Here is a 17,868-nt window from a genome sequence, read left to right on the forward strand (position 1 = left end):
TTTTTTGATATGGAACCAAGAAAAAAGATAGCCATCATCGTTGCAGGCGGATCAGGTACCCGCATGGGGAGCGCTGTGCCCAAACAGTTCCTGGAACTGGCGGGAAAGCCTGTGTTATGGCATACTGTTTCCGCATTTGCAAAGGCATATGCTGATATGCAGATCGTGCTTGTATTACCGGAGGCGCATTTCAGTTATGTAGAAGAGTGGCTGGGAGAATTTCCTGGTATCATGCTGATAAAGGGAGGAGAGACGAGGTTTCATTCTGTGAAGAATGGGCTGGACCAGGTGCAGGAGCATTCGGTAGTATTTGTACATGATGGTGTACGGCCACTGGTGAGTGTGGAGTTGATACGTAGTTGTTATGAAGCTGCTTTGGAGTCTGGCAGTGCTATCCCTGCTATCAATATGAAAGACAGTATACGTGAATTACATGAAGAAGGAAACCGGGCGGTAGATCGCGAGCGTTTCAGTATTATACAAACCCCACAAACGTTTTTATCAGAATTAATCCTTCCGGCATTTGCATCACCTTACGATCCGTTATTTACGGATGAAGCTACGGTAGTAGAAAGGCAGGGGCATATTATTAGATTGGTTCCCGGAGAGGAAGCAAATATAAAGATCACCCGTCCGCTGGATCTTATTATAGCCAGTGCTTTACTGGGCTGATTCAGAACTGGATAAGCCTTTATTGATCTTCTGCAAAATCTGGTGAGCTACATCCAGTGCCTGTAATCCATCAATCGCATTCACCGGTACAGGTTTATTCTGCAAAATAGCATCACGGAACATTTCCAGCTCCATACGGATTGCGTTCACCTGTTTAATTTCCGGGTTGTCGATAGCGATGGTTTTTCTGCCCGCATTGGTTTCTATATCCAGTGTAAACAGCCCTTCATCTTCTGGTGTTTTCAGCTTGATGATTTCTGTTTTCTTATCCAGGAAGTCGATACCTATGTAAGCATCTTTCTGGAACAGGCGCATTTTACGCATTTTCTTCAGGGAGATACGGCTGGACGTTAAGTTAGCCACACAACCATTATGGAATTCTATGCGAACGTTGGCGATATCGGGGGTATCGCTCATTACGGCTACTCCGCTGGCAGAGATCCTGTTTACGGTAGATTTTACAATGCTCAGTACGATGTCTATATCATGGATCATCAGATCCAGGATCACACTTACATCTGTACCGCGTGGATTGAATTCGGCCAGGCGGTGTACTTCTATGAACATTGGTTTAAGGTCGTATCCTTTCAGTGCGAGGAAGGCGGGATTGAAGCGTTCAACATGCCCTACCTGGAATTTTATATTCGCTTCTTCCACCAGTTTGACCAGTGTTTTAGCTTCTTCCAGGGTGTTGGTCATAGGCTTCTCCACAAAAATGTGCTTTCCGTTACGGATTGCCATTTCACACAATTTAAAGTGTTGTGTGGTGGGAGCAACGATGTCAATCGCGTCTGAAGCCAGTATCAGCTCTTCAGCTACATCGAATCTCGGAATCTTGTACTGCTCGGCGATACTGTCTGCATTTGTATTCGCCGGATCGTAAAAACCTACCACTTCTACGTCTTTCATGGTGGCCAGCTGGGAGAGATGAATTTTACCCAGATGTCCTACCCCAAAGATTCCTATTTTGAGCATGTTAGTATTTGAAAATAAAATAATTGCGAATGTAAGGAAAAAGAGATTATATATTCAAATCTTATATAATGAACCCTTCTTCCACCATGCTGCAATAGCCTGCTTCTGATACGATTATGTGATCCAGTACTGTGATATCAAAGAGGAGCCCGGCTTCTTTTATTTTTTTTGTGATGCTGATATCTGCGTTGCTTGGGGTGAGACTTCCTGAAGGATGGTTATGGCAAAGGATAATACGTGTAGCGCCCAGCTCCAGGGCTTCCCTGAAAATGACCCTGGGATCTGCGAAGGTGTTGGTGATACCCCCTGAGCTGATGCAACTGCTCTTTAATACTTTGGACGCATTATTCAGATACAGTACATGAAAGGTTTCCCGGGTATGGTCCCCGAGTAAGGGCTTAAAATAAAGTGCGGCATCACTGCCATGCCTGATGGTTTCCTTTTTAAGAGAATAACTGTTCTGCCGGCGCCGGGAAAGTTCCATAGTGGCTACAATGGCAACTGCTTTGGCATCTCCTACACCTCTGTTCTTTTTAAGCTGCAGTACACTTTGTTTTCCCAGCTCACTGAGGTTGAATGCGGCGTTACGGAGTATATCCCTGGCCAGTTCTACCGCCGATTTCTGTTTGTGCCCGTTATTTAATATAATGGCCAGTAGTTCTGCATCGCTGAGAGAAGCGGCTCCATTATTCATTAATTTTTCTCTGGGCTTATCATCATCTGCCCAATCTTTTATGGCTATATGAGAGGGTAGGCTAACAGCAGCTTCCATAGATTTACTAAGTTTTTTAGCAAAAATACATATTTTCCTCAATCCCTTAAATTCTTTCTAAATTGAGGGCTCTTAGTATGGGTACATTATTATTTGCGCTATGGGATTTTTATGTAAATAACTAATAACAATATAGTTATACATTTTAAAAGCAGTAAGATTGTCTGCATTATGGCGATTGAAACAAAAAAATAGCATTACATACTCCAAAAGTTATAATTTCGCAACCTCTTTTCCATAGTCATAGACATGCAACCATCAGTAAAAATATTTACAGGAAACAGTAATCCGGAGCTGGCAGAAAAGATTGCCAAACGATATGGCAATGGTCTGGGTAAGCTTACCATCCAGAAGTTCAGCGATGGCGAGTTTCAGCCTATCTACATGGAGAGTATCCGTGGAGATTATGTTTTCCTCATCCAGAGTACCAATTCTCCTTCAGAAAATCTGATGGAATTATTGATGATGATAGATGCGGCCAAGAGGGCCTCCGCAGGGTATATTACCGCTGTCATTCCGTACTTTGGTTTTGCCAGGCAAGACAGAAAAGACAAGCCAAGGGTAGCAATTGCTTCCAAACTGGTAGCTAATCTGCTCACTTCCGCCGGTGCTAACAGGGTGATAACCATGGATTTACATGCGCCCCAGATACAGGGGTTCTTTGATATCCCTGTGGACCACCTGGACAGTTCCGCAATTTTCATCCCATACATAGAGAATTTAAAGCTGGAAAGTCTTACCTTCGCGTCCCCTGACGTAGGTAGTACTAACAGGGTAAGGGAAGTTGCGGCCTATTTCAATGCAGAAATGGTGATTTGCGACAAGCACCGTAAACGTGCGAATGAGATCGCCTCCATGGTAGTGATAGGAGAGGTGAAAGACAGGGAAGTGGTGTTGATAGATGATATTTGTGATACGGCAGGTACGCTTACCAAAGCAGCTAACCTGTTAATGGAAAAGGGAGCAAAGAGCGTTCGCGCATTTTGTACCCATCCTGTATTAAGTGGAAAGGCCTTTGAAAATATTGAGAACTCAGTGCTGGAAGAGATGGTGATCTGCGATACGATCCCTTTAAGGATGGAGAGCAGTAAGATTAAAGTACTTAGTGTTGCAGACCTTTTTGCAGTAGCTATCAGGAACATGTACGAGAACAAGTCGATTACCAACTTGTTTGTACACAGTCACCGCCGGTAGTATGAACGTGTTTAATTTTTAACAACATAAATGTTTAATCAATGAAAACGATAACAATCGAAGGACAACTCAGGAGCGAATACGGCAAAAAAGCCACCCGCCAAATCCGTTCTGAGGGACAAGTGCCTTGTGTTATTTACGGGGGTGCAGAAACCGTAAGTTTTTCAGCTCCAGCTATCGCATTCAAGAATCTGGTGTACACACCTGATTTCCAGCTGGCCGAAGTTAAGTTAGATGGCAAAGTTTACAGATGCGTATTGAAAGATATGCAGTTTGATGTAGTGACAGACGAACTGGCTCACATCGATTTCCTGGAACTGGTAGAAGGTAAGCATGTATCAGTTACATTGCCTATCAAAATCGTTGGTCAGTCTGAAGGTGTTAAGGCCGGTGGTAAACTGGTTGTTAAGATCAAGGCGCTGAAAGTTAAGGCTTTGCCTAAAGACCTGCGTGAAAATATCGAAGTAAGCATCGACAACCTTGAACTGAACGGTAACGTTCGTGTACAGGACGTAGTTGCTCCAAACATCGAGATCCTGAACTCTCCACGTATTCCTATCGCTTCTGTAGTAATGACTCGTCAGTTGCGTCAGGAAGAGGCTAGTGCAGATACTAAAAAGAAATAAGCTTCTTTTCAGATATTTTTGGAAAAAGTCCCGTCTCGGTTCAACCAAGACGGGACTTTTTCTATTTTTGCCCATATATAGAAGACATTAAAATATCAACAGATGAAATACCTGATAGTTGGATTAGGTAATATTGGTACTGAATATGAAAATACCCGTCATAATATAGGCTTTGATGTTGTAGACGTTTTTGTGAAGAAGCATGGAGGTACTTTTAAAAGTGAAAGGCTGGCAGACGTAGCTGAGTGCAAATGGAAAGGACGTGTATTTGTGGTCATCAAACCTACCACCTATATGAACCTCAGCGGTAAAGCCGTGAAGTATTGGATGGACAAAGAAAAAATCCCCCTGGAGAATATATTCGTAATATTAGATGACCTGGCCCTTCCGTTGGAAAAGGTACGTATCCGTCCGGGAGGGAGTGATGCCGGCCACAATGGGCTTACCAGTATCCAGGAACTGCTGGGTACCAATCAGTATCCCCGTTTACGCTTTGGCGTAGGGAATAATTTCCCTAAAGGGAAACAGGTAGAATTTGTACTGGGTAAATGGTCTGGTGAGGAATGGCCTATCGTATTGGAAAAGATGAATAAATCTGTAGAGATCATTGAGAGCTTCGGGACCATCGGTATTGAACGTACAATGAATAAATATAACTAACTTAAACGATATGAAAATTATTTGCGTTGGTAGAAATTATGCAGATCATGCAAAGGAGCTGAAAAATGAGGTGCCTGCGGAACCGGTGATTTTTATGAAGCCGAAGAATGCATTGTTACAGAATAACCACCCTTTCTATTATCCTGAGTTTACTGATAACCTGCATTATGAATGTGAGCTGGTGCTTCGTATCTGTAAGAATGGCAAGCATATACAGGAGAAATTTGCGGATAAATATTATGATCAGCTAGGTGTTGGAATTGATTTTACGGCCCGCGATCTGCAGGATAAACAGAAGCAGAAAGGTTTACCCTGGGAGATAGCCAAGGCGTTTGATAACTCTGCCGTAGTGGGGCAGTTTATTCCTATTACACCGGAGCTTGATAAGAAAGACATTAACTTCTGCCTGTACAAGAACAAACAGATAGCACAACAGGGGAATACGAAAGACCTGCTGTTTTCTTTCGATTTCCTGATTGCCTATATCTCCAAATACTTTACGCTGAATATTGGGGACCTTGTGTTTACGGGTACTCCTGCCGGAGTAGGGCCTGTAGAGATCGGAGATAAGCTGGAAGCTTTCATTGAGAATGACAGTCTGCTTGAATTCGAAATCAAATAAGATCCCGGGCTGACCGGGAAATTTCCCGGTCGGCCTACGGTATGTTATTATAAATCACATCCAGGATCCTTGTTAACTCCTGATAATCACCTTCATTCAGGCCCACCCAGCCTGTTTTACGCATTTCCAGCACTAAGGGCCTCACATCTTTATATTTTTCCGATCCTTTAGGGGTCAGTTGTAAATATACTTTCCGTCTGTCCAGGGGGGAGCCTTCACGTACCACTAACTCTTTCTTTACCAATAGTTCTATGATACGGGATACGGTCGTAATATCCTTGGAAGTGAGCTTTGCCAGCTCATTATGGGTGATCTTATTATGCTTGTACAGGTTCTCTATCAGTAACCACTGATCCACTGTAATGTCTTTTTTGTTTGCATCGAAGGTTTTTTGCCAATAGTTACGGATTCTTTTCAGGGTTGCATCCAACTTATAAAAAGTTGGATTATTTACAAAAGTATCAGGCATAATAGTTAATTTGCGATAGCAATAGTTGTTGTAGCAACTATATATTTGTTTTTAAGAATCACCAAAACAATCTTACGTGTTTAAAGATAGTATAAGCGCTCCAACTTTTAAAGCCACTATTACCACGGACGTAAGCAAACAGGCTATTTTACTAAAGGCTTACCGGCTGATGTGTCAGGCCAGGGACATGGCTGCCATCTACGAGGCGAACCGCCCGGTATGCAAGTATGTACACTCCACTTCCCGTGGCCATGAAGCGATACAGATCGCGACGGGGCTTCAGTTACACCCCTGGGATTATGCCAGTCCTTATTACCGGGATGACAGCATGTTATTAGCGATGGGCTTTTCGCCTTATGAGCTGATGCTGCAGTTACTGGCAAAGGGAGATGATCCTTTTTCCGGCGGGCGATCTTATTATTGTCATCCGAACAGCGTGGAGGCCAACCGTCCCCACATTCCTCATCAGAGCAGCGCTACAGGTATGCAGGTGATCCCGGCCACAGGGATGGCGCAGGGCATCAGCTACCTGGAACGTATTGGATTAGCCCCTGAAGGGCAGGCGCCGGTGGTATTATGTTCCCTGGGAGACGGCAGTGTAACGGAAGGAGAGGTGAGTGAGGCGCTGCAGAGCGCTGTTTTATGGCAATTGCCTGTCATCTACCTCATCCAGGACAATGAATGGGGGATCTCGGCCAGTGCTGCGGAAACCCGGGTAATGGATGCTTACGAGTATGCTGCCGGGTTTAAAGGACTGGAACGTATGCGGGTGGATGGGAGCAACTTTGAAGAAAGCTACCATGCTATGGGAGCGGCGATCAGTTATGTTCGCCAGGAAAGGAAGCCTATTTTGGTGCACGCCTGTGTTCCATTGCTGGGTCATCATACTTCTGGTGTACGGAAAGAATGGTACCGTACGGCGGAAGACCTCGCTTTGCATGAAGAAAAAGACCCCATTCCGCAGTTACGGAATATTTTATTAGCGTCCGGATTTCCTGAGGATGATCTCTTAGCCATCGAGGAAGATATCTGTGAATATATCAGTATTGAATTTGCCCGGGCTAAAGGAGCAGATGACCCAGATCCTTCCACTGTGCAGGACCATATATTTGCGCCTGCTGCGGTGACTGAAGAGCAGGGTGTACGTTCACCTGTTAACGGCAATAAAGTGGTAATGGTGGATGCTGCGTTGCATGCAGTGGAGGAGATTCTTCAGGAGTTCCCTGAGGCGATCTTCTTTGGCCAGGATGTAGGGCGTCGTCTTGGCGGCGTATTCCGTGAAGCGGCTACGCTGGCTGAGAAGTTCGGTGATCATCGTGTATATAATACTGCCATTCAGGAGGCTTATATTGTAGGTGCTACCGCCGGGCTGGCGGCTGTTGGTGTTAAACCCATTGTCGAAATCCAGTTCGCCGATTACATTTACCCGGCCCTCAACCAGCTGGTGACGGAGATTTCTAAATCCTGTTATCTGAGTAATGGCAAGTATCCTGTACAAACGCTTATCCGTGTTCCCATCGGGGCATACGGTGGCGGCGGACCGTATCATTCCGGGAGTATAGAATCTACCTTACTGACTATCAAGGGCATCAAAGTCGTGTACCCATCTAATGCCGCAGACATGAAAGGGCTGATGAAAGCGGCTTTCTTAGATCCCAACCCGGTAGTCATGCTGGAACATAAAGGTTTATACTGGAGTAAGGTTCCTGGCACGCAGGCGGCTATTATGGTAGAACCTGATAAAGACTATGTTTTACCATTAGGGAAAGGGCGGGTTGTATTACAATCTCATCCCCGCGATACCAAACGGGGCGAAACCCTTTGCATCATCACATACGGTATGGGGGTGTATTGGGCAATGGCAGCCGCAGCATCTTTCCCTGGTCAGGTGGAGATCATTGATTTGCGTACGCTTTTCCCACTGGACGAAGAACTCATTTTCAACACAGTTCGTAAACATGGTAAATGTCTGGTGCTTACAGAAGAGCAGTTAAACAATTCTTTTGCAGAAGCCTTATCCGGGCGTATACAAAGAGCTTGTTTCAAATCTCTGGATGCACCTGTATTCACCCTTGGAGCAATGGATTTACCCGCTGTTCCAATGAATATATTGCTGGAAAATATGGCATTACCGAATCCTGAAAAAGTAGCAGCGGCAGTCGAAGAGCTATTATCTTATTAAATAATAATAACTTTTTGCATTTAACGTTTGGCTTTTATCATTTTCCCCGTTATCTTTGCACTCCGTTTTGAAATAGAAGACGGGAAATGGCGAGGTAGCTCAGGTGGTTAGAGCGCAGGATTCATAACCCTGAGGTCGAGGGTTCAACTCCCTCTTTCGCTACAAGGAAAATTAAAAGGCTTTTAAGCATACGCTTGAAAGCCTTTTTTTGTTTGGTAAGACATAGATTATCTGTTTCTCTATACTTTTCTCCCTTCTGAAACTACCTTTTTTCATATCTCCCATCTTCTGATTTCTAGATGAAACCTTTTTAATGCATATTCAAAACCACATTAGGGATATATTGTTATAATACTTATACATTTATTAGTATTGGTAACCTAATCAAATAAACCATTGAACTTATGCCTATCCCTAATGTAGCAAACTTGTATCAGATAATTGGAAAAGGAGCTGAGGCGGTCATGAATTCGTTAGAGTGTTGAATCAACTAATAATAGCTGAAGCTAATGCGCGAGGACTGGAATCAATAATAAGCTCAGATGCTTCTGGTGATTATAAAGGAGTCGATAGCATTCTAAAAAAGAGATGGAGAAGAACTAATGATTTTGTATATACAGGTTTTCAATACAAGTTTTACTCTTCTAACCTTACTACAAACCATAAAGCCGACATTAAGTTATCCCTTGAGCATGCTATTGATAAATTTCTGGAAATGTCATCATGGATATTGGTTACGCCGGAAGATTTCTAAAAAAACGACATGCAATGGTTTGAACTATTAAAAAAGGAGTATGAACATGAAGAATCAATGATAGAAGCCGTTGAAAAATTCATGAACAAAGGACAACAGAATTTGCGTAATGGCCTCTCAATTTCGCATTGGGGACATACTGAGCTTATTTCATTAATGTTGAAGCACCCTGAAATAGGGTGGCACTACTATCCTAATCAATTCTTCATAAAAGAACAAGGAAATTTATCACTTAGCAAAATTTCTGTCGATACCCAAAATGCAATCTGGTATAGGTCGGAAAATGAGAAAAATTATTTTATTCAAGAAATAGTACTCGATGAATCATTGAAATCAAGCGAACTAATATTCGATTTTCAGTTTATAAATAATGCAGGTCTTATATACCATTTACAACAAATAGACATTATAATAGAAGAAGTTTGGACACAATTAAAAGGGTTTCCTGCTACGGAAGTTCTCCAATCCATTGGAACTATCGAATTCGAAATGGACTTTAATAAGCGGGTAAATTCAATTATTCTAGATGATGTAATTGGGGGACCTATTATTTTCGGAGAAGGATCTAAAAGATTTAAACTTCAACTAAATAATTTTGCAAGGAAATGCCCTGGAAATATGGCTAAAATTCGCTTCGAATTTATGTTTAACGATGAATTAATAAAGAGTGAAATTATAACTCTTGATTTTTGAAAAACAGGCATTTTATGTTTCAGAAAACAGCAAATCTTGTATCAATTGGTAGACAATTCTCCCGTTCCCGCTATAGGATAGATAAGACTTTCAGGCATTTCGTTTGAAAGCCTTATTTATCCTATAACTATCCTACAACATTTAAACCCTTGCTCCTTTAAAGGTTGCAAGAAGAAGGCCTTTCATTGCGCAAAGAAAGTCTATGTATTCAGAGAATTACTTACTTGTACAACTGCTTGCGGCGTTATACTTGTAAGCCATTGGCCACTACTTTATGATTGGGAAATAAAATATACGGGATTAATAATGTAGCCGTAGGGAGTAAACAGTAATGACGTTATCAACCACGTCATACACAAGGCGGTGTTCTTGGGAAATCCGCCGCGACCATTTGCCGGACAAGTTATGTTTCAATGGTTCCGGCTTGCCGATGCCGGTAAATGGTTCCTGTTGTATTGCGTCAAGCAATTGTCGGATGCGTTTCAAGACAAGCTGCGCACCGCTTTTTTTCCAGTGCAGGAGGTCGGCCTTTGCTTCGTCCGTAAGCTGGATAATCAGCATATATCGTCCAGGCTGATTCGTGTAACCTGGCCGTTTTTGCCTTGTTCCATTGATTTATTTAAATGTTCTGCATTGGCAGGGGAAGAAAGCAGGTAATCCGTTTCATCAATGTCGCCCGTCATTTTATACGGCACGTGCAGCGCGTCCAGAAACAGCATGATGGCCGTTTCCTGATCCGAATTTATCGCTGGGATTGTAATTGTTGTCATATAGCAAATATAACAATTTTTCCACCTCCCGGCAAGGTTTAGGGTCATAACTCTATCTATTGGGATAGAGAGGCAATCACGGGTCTGATGGTATTGCCATCCAGTACAATTTTTTCCCCCGCCGGAAATGCTTGATTTTCGTCAATGCTACTTGGCACCTTGCATGTCACAAATCATAGTTGCGCTGCATGTTCATCCACAGTTCCGGCGTAGCTCCTATTTATTATAAATATTATTTGTGCGTAACTGGTATTTTGCTTGCGCCTTTGATACAATTCAATCATTTGGCTCTGAGATCGCCAAACCATCCTGATCAGTAATAGCTCCTATCGATGTTTCCCTGTTCGGGGTCTGATAACTTCAGCTTAAATGAATATATATTGTTAAATCTTAAAATGTAGATATTCAAAGGATTAAATACTTTGTTTTTAAGAACTAAATACTTAACTTGTATTTACAGATTTTAAATCTCTACACTATGATATTCTGTCACTCTGCATAAAGTGATCGGGACAAGTTGTTTAATTATTCCCCACTGCTCAATGTGATTGTCTTATCTTAAATAAATAGCCTCAATGATACAGCCTCCCAGTGTATAGCCTCGAGTATAACAAATTTCTTCAAATCACCCAAACATGAACACGTATGAAACTACTCAACATTCTGGAAAATTATGATACGCCCTTACTGGATAAGCTCTCCGCTGATAAAGTTGATGAGGCTATCAGTCTTAGATTGCCTCAGTCAGTTATTGTTCAGGAAATTATTTCAGCTTTGAGTTCCCAATCATATATTTCCGAAAAGATTTTGTATGCAAGACCTCCCGTGTTTGCTATATTAAATTTGATCCTGCAATCTCCTTCTTTCATGTTTGATGTAGAGGGGTTTAGAGGCAAAGTTTTAGAGTATGTAAAAGAACTTTCAACCAGAGCTGCTAATACGAAACCTTCTCATGAGAAAAATCCAAAGCTTTATATAAAAATCTTGAAGAGGGCTTGGGAAAATGATGGGTTGATTGACAAAAGTGAAGCAAATATTCTTGAATTGGTTAAGTCGGAACTAGGTATTTGGGACCGGGAACATTTTACCTTAATACATGACTCATCTATTCTTGAATTGTGGGATATTGAACAGGAGTATTATCTGGCAAGAAACTTTTTACTTGCAACGGGCATTCTTCTTACATACGATAATAAGTATATTATTGCCGATGAAGTTGCAATACAAATACGCAAAACATTTGGGATTGAACTTATGGACGATTCCTATAAAAGATTATTAAGTAGTCTCAACCGGGATGACCTTGCACAAGCGCTCACGTATTATCAGCTTAATGTTAGTGGCTCGAAGGATGTCGTGATTGACCGGCTATTAAATAGTCTGATCCCTCCCGCTGATATTTTAGGATTGTTTCATCTGGAAAGTTTACGCGAATTGTGCAGGCAGGAGAATATTCAGATTAGCGGAGCTAAAAACGCGGTAATTGCTAATATTATTCAATTTTTCGATGAAGATATGGATCTGCGTTTACACCAAAAGGAGGAGCTATTACCTACGCAGCCCCCTGCGCCGGAGGTGAGAGAAATGTCTCCCGAGATTTATTCAAAAATATTATTAAACCTTACAGGGCAACAGTTATATGACATACTCCATCAGAATACGCTTATGACTAGTGGAACTAAAGATGAGAAGGTAAAACGTATTCTGGATAGTTATAAATCTGAGCGATCCATATTTAATTTTCTAAGGAAAGAAGATTTAGCCCAGATGTGTCGGAGATTGACACTTCCTGTTTCAGGGTCTAAACAAGAGTTGGTTGATCGAATTTTAGATTATGTGCCCGCTACCGCACAAAGTGATCTTCAAATAAGTCGGGATGCGTCTGATATGACAAATATACCAGCTGTTCTGCAATTACAGGAGGTTGAAACCGTAGTGAATACGGAATCAATAGCTTTGCCTTCTAACTGGGATGAGATTAATGCCAGATTTCCTAACCTAGGGCGTGATGAAAAAATAGTCCTGGCGATATTGAAGGAAGCCAAATCCATTACAGAACAGGATCTTGCCCGGATTGTTACTAAGCATAAACTTGGTTGGTTTTTGCATAAAGCTCATATGGCCGAACTGATGGCAAAATTGAACAGGGATGATAAACCCTATATTCAGATAAAAAGTGTTCAAAATAACAATATTTATCAGTGGACCTCAAATGATATTGCCGACGGCCAGATCCTAGAGAAAAAAACAGCGCGGGATATTATTGATGCATTACGCCACGGTGTTGTACCCAGAAATAATTTGAATTTGTTGATGGTAGGGCAGCAAACCGCAAGAAATCATCTCTCTGACATTTTGTTGGAGGTTAACGCCAATAAATCTCATTTTAAATTTATAAGGGGACAATATGGATCAGGGAAGACGTTTCTCTGCTCCTGGTTAAAGGAGTTTGCTTTAAATAATGAGTTTGCCGTTTCGTTTATAAATATTAGTCATGATCAGCCCTTATCTGATCTGCCAATTTTCTTTTCCGGATTGATCAATGGATTACGTACTCCGGAGAAAACGGATTCAAGTGCATTGATGGATATTCTTGAATCCTGGCTGCTCAATATTCACAACAAGACGGCCCGGATAGAAGGAATAGATCTGACCCTGGAGGGTAGTCATGAGCGCCTTATTAAAATAGTAGAAAAATCAATAGAAATCGAGTTTGCGAATTTTAATGATATCGAACCTGGATTTTCCCTGGCATTGCGTGCATTTTATGATGGGAAGGTAAAAGGAGATATTGAATTGGTGTCGAATGCCGTTGCCTGGATTATGGGCAGCAGGTCTCTTTCCTCACAGGCACTGAGGGATATTGGCGTTAAAGGTTACCTGGAGGCTAATAATGTATTTCCCAGAATGCGGGCAATTCTACAGATTATAAGTGGGGCCCGGTACAAAGGCTTACTTCTTTTAGTGGATGAATTGGAATTGGTCAGGAAATTTCCTCATGCACGCCAACGTGAATTGGCACTGGAAACACTTCGACTGCTTATTGACGAAGCTGGAAGAAATGCGCTTCCCGGCTGTCTTGTTATATTCACTGGTACAGATGAGTTTTTTGAAGATGAACGCTATGGGCTTAAAAGCTATGAGGCATTAGCAGAACGGGTAATGACTCCTTTTACACATGAGAATTTTGTAAGTATGCGCCAGCCAATTATCAGTTTGGAGGCTTTAGATTCGCAAAGACTGGCAAATGTTGTATTTAAAGTGCGCGATTTGTATGGTATTGCTTATGGCTGGGATGCAAAACAATTTGCAGACGATGATTCTATTTTGAAGCTAATAGGGGAATGGACAATGTTTGGTGAAGAAAGCATAGATCGTAAACCTAGGCCCATCCTGAGGGAATTTATTCAAATGTTGGATTTATGTGAGGAGAATAAAGGGATTAGTTTATCCCAGTTCTTAAAGAAATCGGTATTAGAAACGGTTCCAGAGGCCTCATTTAATTCAAATTAACCTGTTGATATGTCATTGAATAAATTGCATCCAAGATTGCAGGATTTTGTAAAAGATCAAAAGTGGAGGGACCTAACTGATATTCAAAAGAAGGCATTTGATCCCATTTATCAGGGTGTAAGCTGTATCATTGAAGCCCCTACCTCTGGTGGAAAAACAGAAGCTGTACTGTTCCCCCTGTTAACAAGGATATCTACGCGTAAAACACCTGGATTTAAGGTACTATATATCGCCCCTCTGAAAGCATTGCTCAATGACCTTGCGCTTAGAGTGCTGCCCTATGCAAAAATGTGCTATATGGAGGCATTCAAATGGCATGGCGACGTAAGCCAAAGCGATAAAATAAAACAAATGCTTTTCCCTTCCGATATTTTGCTTACTACTCCAGAGTCAATTGAAGCAATTCTACTTCGTAAGGCGAACTGGAGAGAGGTTTTTAGCAATCTTGAAACTATTGTGATTGATGAAGCCCATTATTTTGCGTTAACTGAAAGAGGTTCACATTTGATGTCTCTTTTAGAAAGAGTCGAAGCGGGTATACAGAACAAATCTCAAAGAATTGCTGTTTCTGCGACAGTGGGTAATCCCGATGAGTTATTGTGTTGGCTAACAGGAAACAGGTCAGGTGGGGAATGTATTCGTGTACCATCAACAAATACGAAGGAGAGAGATTTTAAGATCCGTTATTTTATGGATGGCGGGCTGGAACTTCAGGATAGTTTATATGCGTTACTGAGCCAGAAGAAATCAATTGTTTTTGAACGTTCCCGGACCTTTACGGAAGAAACTGCATCTCGAATAAATGAACGTAATCTTGAGAGTCGATCCCGGTTCCCTGTGAAAGTAAAGACGCATCACTCTTCAGTCAGCAAGCGATTGAGAGAAGATGCAGAAACATCCATTAAGAATACTTCGACTGAATCGCTTAACGCAATAATTAGCACTTCCACCCTGGAGTTGGGAATTGATATTGGTGAGCTAGATCAGGTAGTTCAGATTGGAGGATTAAATAGTTCAGGCTCTTTTCTTCAACGTGTAGGGCGGACAGGCCGTAGGGTTGGCAGGCCCCAATTCTTTCGGGGGATTGTGTGCTGATGAAGAGGAATTAATTTTATTGACGGGTTGTGTGAGTTTGGGTATGAAGCGTAGTTCAGAAGCAATCTTACTTCCTAATAGGGCTTTTCATATTCTGGCCCACCAAACTATTTGTTTCTGCCTTCAAAATGCAGGAGCTACAGCAGAACAGATTTGGAATGTGCTTTCAAAGGCGTACTGCTTTTCCAGGATAACTAGAAGCGAGTTCGACTTATTAATAAGTCATATGGTGCAAGAGGATTATTTAAGGATTATAAACGGAACTTTATTACTGACAGGAAAGAAAAGTGAGGATGAGTTTCTCCGCGCTAACTGGAAAAGGCTTTTTGCCATTTTTGATACAGGACCCATGTATAACGTTGTAGATGGTAAAAAAGTAGTTGGTACGCTTGATTCAGGTTTTGCAAGGGAACGACAACTGCCTTTTGTATTTGTATTAGGTGGTCAGGAATGGAATGCGCTTAAAATAGATCATGAATTACAGCAAATAGTAGTTCAAAAGAATGAAACAGGTATTCCTCCTAAGTGGAGTACTATCGGAAATTTCGATGTTCCCTTTGAATTAGCCCAGGAAATTGGCCATCTGCTTATGAGTGATGAAAAACTTGAGTTCCTGGATTTACCTGCCCTCAGAATACTAAATGCAGAGAGAAATGCCCATAGTAACTTAGGTTGGAACCATGGTAGTTGGATAATAGAAGCCTCCTCAGACGCCGAAAGAATTTATCTCTGGACTTTTTCCGGAGATAAGATCAATCGGAGTTTATATAAATTCTTATGCTCAAAAGTCAAAGGGGATATAAAATATGATTATAAAAAAGTGATAATAGATTTTGGAAAAGAACCAAAATCAGTCCAGGAGATATATGACTTAATTACGGAGCTCAGAACCAGGACAGAGCAAGAAATCAGGAGCCATATGGAAATAGAAATCGAGGTTAAATGGTTCTCCAAATTTTCGGAATGTTTGCCAGCCAAATTATCAAAGAAGGCTATTATTGAAAAAGATATGGATTTATCCGGACTTGTTCGTGAGTTAAATGAAATGACGATTGATTATTAGAGATATTCCGGCCCGTTCTGAAAGCTATCAAATCTAGCAGTAATTGGTTAGATATACCGCCCGTTCCCGCTACACTAAAGGTTTTCAGGTTTGCTGAAAACCTTTTTATTTATGACTTACTGTCATTGGTTTTCAAGTACCATTTACATCCCCTATATCGTACTTTAGACAATATTGCGTACTCCAGAAGCCAACAAATAAGTATACCTACAAAAATTCATTGGATACATCAGTTAAACGAGCAACGGACAGCTATACAGCTATCCGTTGCTAAAGGGGAAAATTATTTATAAAGATTCGGGTTATTCTGCTCTTCGCCCTGTGGTATAACGAAAATATAGTAAGGGCTATTGGCTCCAAAGTTTGTACCATCAGAGAACTTAAGTGCAGTATGGTATTTGGCGGCTACTTGTTTGGTAGTACCATCAGGAGTTACGACTGTTACTTTTATATCATTACCGTTGGCATCCACATAAGGCTTGCGTACAACAGGCAGCTGATTACGGATAATGTCAGATAAGCCGAATCCTTCTCCCCACAGTTCCTTTCTTCTTTCAATCAGGATTTCTTTTATCAGGTCATCCTGCGTAGCGCCTGTTGGTTCAAATGTTTTGGCTCCCCTTGCTGTTCGGAGCTGGTTCAGGGCATTGATGCCTTCAGTAAGATTGCCGGCACGGGCATAACCTTCTGCCTTGATTAATATGGCTTCGGAACTTCTCATCAGCACCAGGTCTGCGGTCTGGTCTGCCTTGAACTTAAACTTTTTATATTGCAGATAACCTTCCCTGGCGGCTGCAGAGCCATCCCAGGAAAAAAGCGTTTTACGTATGTCTTCTCCCTCAAACAATTCTCCAAATAAAGGATCGGCCATAAAACTGTAGTAGTAGGAAGAAGAGGAAGATACATCCAGAAAATTAAAACTATAGCTGCCATCACTCTGACTGGGAATTTCAGGATGTCCCCATATCCATTCAGAGTTATTGACGTCATTGAATCCCTTACTGTATTCTGAGGGTATCATTAAAGGATAATCCCGCTGTGCTTCATCTGCTGCAGCCGCTGCCTGAGCCCACCTGCCGGTATTCAGATAAGCCCGTGCCAGAAGACCGTTTACTACGTCCGCATTGATCTTGTATTTAGCCGGTCGATCATAATTTGTCAGCAGCACTTTTGCCTGTAACAGATCAGAAAAGATCAGTTCATAAATTTCTTTCAGTGAAGCTTTGGGATTCCCTACTGTAGCGGCTGTGGTTGGCACTGTATAAATAGGTGCTGTTTTAGCCAGGGAATCTTTCAGGTATGAGAATTGGTAAAAGGATGCGATGGTAAGGTAGGTATGCGCCCTTAATGCCAGCACCTGACCTTTAAGCACTTTTTTAGCTGTAGAATCGCCTTCAACCTTGTCTACGTTGGCGATGACGATATTGCTATTATTGATGATCTTGTAAAGCTGACCCCAGATAGCAGTAACACGTGACTGCGTTTTATCGTTCATCTGCGTGAAACGGTAAGCAGTAGGAAAGCCGTATTTGGTTGTGATAAGTGCTACGTCATCCGCCATAGCATCGCTGGTTAGCGCAATGGTTTTGAATCCGGGGTTACTGTAGGTGCCTCCGTAAAAATCATCCATCATGGACGCCCAGGTGCCTTCTGATATAGTACTAAGGTTGGCGACATTCTTAAAAAGAATATCCTCTGATACTGCATCGGAAGGAGCAGTGTTCAGTTGCTTGTTGCAGGCCGACAGACCAATGATCAGCGCTGCAGTATATGTATAAAATCTGTTAGTTTTCATTTTCGTTTAATGT

The 17,868-nt window shown here is 41.8% G+C and carries 16 protein-coding genes and 1 tRNA gene; 11 read left to right on the forward strand and 6 right to left on the reverse strand.

Going from position 1 to position 17,868, the window contains the following annotated elements; genetic code table 11:
- Positions 1-9: 9 nt before the first annotated feature.
- Positions 10-672: a 2-C-methyl-D-erythritol 4-phosphate cytidylyltransferase gene (locus GO495_RS08085; protein ID WP_157299214.1), complete on the forward strand. Its 663-nt coding sequence runs from the start codon at positions 10-12 to the stop codon at positions 670-672.
- On the opposite strand, the gene GO495_RS08090 is transcribed toward GO495_RS08085, so the two are convergent.
- On the reverse strand, positions 661-1,647 hold the full coding sequence (locus GO495_RS08090; protein ID WP_157299215.1) for a Gfo/Idh/MocA family protein: 987 nt from the start codon (positions 1,645-1,647) through the stop codon (positions 661-663). The genes GO495_RS08085 and GO495_RS08090 overlap by 12 nt on opposite strands.
- Before the next feature lie 61 nt (positions 1,648-1,708).
- Positions 1,709-2,419 carry a RadC family protein gene (radC, locus tag GO495_RS08095; RefSeq protein WP_157299216.1) on the reverse strand — a complete coding sequence of 237 codons (711 nt, stop codon included), beginning with the start codon at positions 2,417-2,419 and terminating at the stop codon, positions 1,709-1,711.
- 249 nt (positions 2,420-2,668) lie between these two features.
- On the opposite strand from radC, the gene GO495_RS08100 reads away from it, so the two are divergent.
- From GO495_RS08100 to GO495_RS08115, 4 genes are all read left to right on the forward strand, one after another.
- Positions 2,669-3,613: a ribose-phosphate pyrophosphokinase gene (locus GO495_RS08100; protein ID WP_157299217.1), complete on the forward strand. Its 945-nt coding sequence runs from the start codon at positions 2,669-2,671 to the stop codon at positions 3,611-3,613.
- Positions 3,614-3,654: 41 nt separating this feature from the next.
- Entirely contained in the window at positions 3,655-4,239 is a 585-nt protein-coding gene (locus GO495_RS08105) for a 50S ribosomal protein L25 (RefSeq protein WP_157299218.1), read from the forward strand.
- 102 nt (positions 4,240-4,341) lie between these two features.
- On the forward strand, positions 4,342-4,899 hold the full coding sequence (gene pth / locus GO495_RS08110; protein ID WP_157299219.1) for an aminoacyl-tRNA hydrolase: 558 nt from the start codon (positions 4,342-4,344) through the stop codon (positions 4,897-4,899).
- A gap of 10 nt (positions 4,900-4,909) precedes the next feature.
- On the forward strand, positions 4,910-5,521 hold the full coding sequence (locus tag GO495_RS08115) for a fumarylacetoacetate hydrolase family protein (RefSeq protein ID WP_157299220.1): 612 nt from the start codon (positions 4,910-4,912) through the stop codon (positions 5,519-5,521).
- 34 nt (positions 5,522-5,555) lie between these two features.
- Here GO495_RS08115 and GO495_RS08120 read toward each other — a convergent pair whose 3' ends face one another.
- Positions 5,556-5,990, reverse strand: coding sequence for a MarR family winged helix-turn-helix transcriptional regulator (locus GO495_RS08120; RefSeq protein ID WP_157299221.1), 435 nt, complete (start codon positions 5,988-5,990; stop codon positions 5,556-5,558).
- 76 nt (positions 5,991-6,066) lie between these two features.
- Between GO495_RS08120 and GO495_RS08125 the strand changes: the two genes are divergently transcribed.
- The 3 genes from GO495_RS08125 (at position 6,067) to GO495_RS08135 (ending at position 9,619) form a co-directional block, all read left to right on the forward strand.
- Complete coding sequence (locus GO495_RS08125; RefSeq protein WP_338075379.1) at positions 6,067-8,172, forward strand: alpha-ketoacid dehydrogenase subunit alpha/beta; 2,106 nt, start codon at positions 6,067-6,069, stop codon at positions 8,170-8,172.
- An 88-nt stretch (positions 8,173-8,260) separates the two neighbouring features.
- Positions 8,261-8,334: transfer RNA gene (locus GO495_RS08130), tRNA-Met, on the forward strand.
- A 601-nt stretch (positions 8,335-8,935) separates the two neighbouring features.
- On the forward strand, positions 8,936-9,619 hold the full coding sequence (locus GO495_RS08135) for a hypothetical protein (protein ID WP_157299222.1): 684 nt from the start codon (positions 8,936-8,938) through the stop codon (positions 9,617-9,619).
- 300 nt (positions 9,620-9,919) lie between these two features.
- On the opposite strand, the gene GO495_RS08140 is transcribed toward GO495_RS08135, so the two are convergent.
- Together GO495_RS08140 and GO495_RS08145 are read right to left on the reverse strand one after the other, a co-directional pair.
- A complete protein-coding gene (locus GO495_RS08140) occupies positions 9,920-10,180 on the reverse strand; it encodes a Txe/YoeB family addiction module toxin (protein WP_205691229.1) in 261 nt (86 codons plus the stop codon).
- Complete coding sequence (locus tag GO495_RS08145; RefSeq protein WP_157299223.1) at positions 10,174-10,389, reverse strand: type II toxin-antitoxin system Phd/YefM family antitoxin; 216 nt, start codon at positions 10,387-10,389, stop codon at positions 10,174-10,176. Before GO495_RS08145 ends, GO495_RS08140 begins: the two co-directional genes overlap by 7 nt.
- A gap of 645 nt (positions 10,390-11,034) precedes the next feature.
- Here GO495_RS08145 and GO495_RS08150 point away from each other — a divergent pair.
- The 3 genes from GO495_RS08150 to GO495_RS08160 are packed head-to-tail and all read left to right on the forward strand — an operon-like array spanning position 11,035 to position 16,060.
- Positions 11,035-13,902, forward strand: coding sequence for a BREX system ATP-binding domain-containing protein (locus GO495_RS08150; protein WP_157299224.1), 2,868 nt, complete (start codon positions 11,035-11,037; stop codon positions 13,900-13,902).
- Between the two features lie 9 nt (positions 13,903-13,911).
- Complete coding sequence (locus GO495_RS08155; RefSeq protein WP_157299225.1) at positions 13,912-14,997, forward strand: DEAD/DEAH box helicase; 1,086 nt, start codon at positions 13,912-13,914, stop codon at positions 14,995-14,997.
- Positions 14,987-16,060, forward strand: coding sequence for a hypothetical protein (locus GO495_RS08160; RefSeq protein WP_170302651.1), 1,074 nt, complete (start codon positions 14,987-14,989; stop codon positions 16,058-16,060). Before GO495_RS08155 ends, GO495_RS08160 begins: the two co-directional genes overlap by 11 nt.
- 283 nt (positions 16,061-16,343) lie before the next feature.
- Here the strand turns inward: GO495_RS08160 and GO495_RS08165 are convergent, their stop codons facing one another.
- Positions 16,344-17,855, reverse strand: a complete 1,512-nt coding sequence (locus GO495_RS08165; RefSeq protein ID WP_157299227.1) for a RagB/SusD family nutrient uptake outer membrane protein — start codon at positions 17,853-17,855, stop codon at positions 16,344-16,346.
- Between the last annotated feature and the right edge of the window lie 13 nt (positions 17,856-17,868).

The organism is Chitinophaga oryziterrae, assembly GCF_009758125.1.
GTDB lineage: Bacteria > Bacteroidota > Bacteroidia > Chitinophagales > Chitinophagaceae > Chitinophaga > Chitinophaga oryziterrae.